The following is a 1,357-nucleotide window of genomic DNA, read 5'->3' as shown; positions in this document are numbered from 1 at the left end:
CGCCGCAAAAGCGGGCGGCGGGGAGGATGCCGCTCCCATCAGGGCTACACAGGAGATAGTGTTAGCTTTGTACGAATAGAATGGCTTAATTTATTAATTAGTATTTAAATCCATCTGAATTTACATGATATCCAATAATCTTTATTACATTTTCTTCTTTAACCATTTCGATTTTTTCTATAGTTTTGAATTTTGTGTATACTACTTCATATATTAAAACATATTCTGATTTAGCGTTAGTTCCTTCAACTCTAAATGTTTTCCAGTCAATTAAGTTATTAGAAAGTATATCTCCCAATTTTTCCTGATTATTTTCTAAAATTCTTTGAAATTGATCTTTATTTACTTTTTCAAAAAAATGGTTGCTAAATAATTTATCAGTAATTTTATAATCTTTTAAGTAAAGCAAAGCGTAAAAATTATTTACTACCTTTTCAGCTTCATTTTTTTCATGCTCCTCATTAGTAAATGTTGCATTCAAATTGCATCCTGATAACAGGAAGATAATTACCAATAAAACACCCTTTTTCATTATTTATAAATTTTACCGTCACATTCCCAATTAAATCTTAAAACTGTATCTTTTTTATGAATACTGAAAACTAGTTCACCTTTACGTTTTATAATAGTATCACCTAGTTCCATTTTATTGGAATAAATATTCCACCATCTTGTATAATGATTATATTTTATTTTTTTTCGTGTATCTAAATCAATACCTTCGGCTTTAAAATATGCTGTTCCATCAGGCACTTTTGAAAGTATTAATGCACAACGTTCATTGCGGTATTTGTCAGCAAGAAGATAACAATCTTTATTAAGTTGGCAAGCATCCAACATTAATGATAAAACTATGAATGGAAGTATGATTTTTTTCATTTTAAAACCTGATAATGTCGCTTGTAGATATTCCTTTCCTTGCTCCCCATCCTGGACCTAAACCAATACTTTTTGTTGATACTCCTGATGCTGCGGGTGTATAATTACCATTAACAAAATCCGCAGTTTCTGAATATCCTCCTTGTAAGAGAAGCCCCCCTGAATATGTAATATCTTTACCAGCGATTCCGCCTAATACATCAGTATTATCGCCGTAATTGTCATACATATTATATTGTGCAGAAATGCCTAAAGATGGTAATTCTGGTGAAAAACCCCAACTGCTATCATAGCCATAATGAAAGACTCCATTATGTTGCTGATCAAATGCAACACCAAAACTGAAAGAAAATTCACCTACAATACCGGTTACATGACCATTAATTGAAAATCCTGTTGCGTCTGGAATGTATGGAGAAAAAGGATTAGGCTTACTTGTATCATAAGCAGGATTAAAATAACCATCCATAGCAGATTT

At 31.7% G+C, this 1,357-nt stretch carries 3 protein-coding genes; all 3 read right to left on the bottom strand.

Going from position 1 to position 1,357, the window contains the following annotated elements:
- Positions 1 to 97 precede the first annotated feature (97 nt).
- Positions 98 to 532: a hypothetical protein gene (locus CHU92_RS00125; RefSeq protein ID WP_094411399.1), complete on the bottom strand. Its 435-nt coding sequence runs from the start codon at positions 530 to 532 to the stop codon at positions 98 to 100.
- Positions 532 to 879, bottom strand: a complete 348-nt coding sequence (locus tag CHU92_RS00120; protein WP_094411397.1) for a hypothetical protein — start codon at positions 877 to 879, stop codon at positions 532 to 534. Before CHU92_RS00120 ends, CHU92_RS00125 begins: the two co-directional genes overlap by 1 nt.
- A gap of 1 nt (position 880) precedes the next feature.
- Positions 881 to 1,357 (bottom strand): hypothetical protein (locus CHU92_RS00115; protein ID WP_165764538.1); only part of this gene is annotated, 477 nt, incomplete at its 5' end.

Source organism: Flavobacterium cyanobacteriorum, from assembly GCF_002251835.1.
GTDB classification, from domain to species: domain Bacteria; phylum Bacteroidota; class Bacteroidia; order Flavobacteriales; family Flavobacteriaceae; genus Flavobacterium; species Flavobacterium cyanobacteriorum.
Note: the sequence above shows the minus strand (reverse complement) of the source record. Positions and strands in the feature narration are given on the sequence as shown.

Excerpts from the sequence above, each read along its gene's own strand:
- CHU92_RS00125 (WP_094411399.1), bottom strand. The coding sequence starts at position 532 with ATGAAAAAGGGTGTTTTATTGGTAATTATCTTCCTGTTATCAGGATGC.
- CHU92_RS00120 (WP_094411397.1), bottom strand. The coding sequence starts at position 879 with ATGAAAAAAATCATACTTCCATTCATAGTTTTATCATTAATGTTGGAT.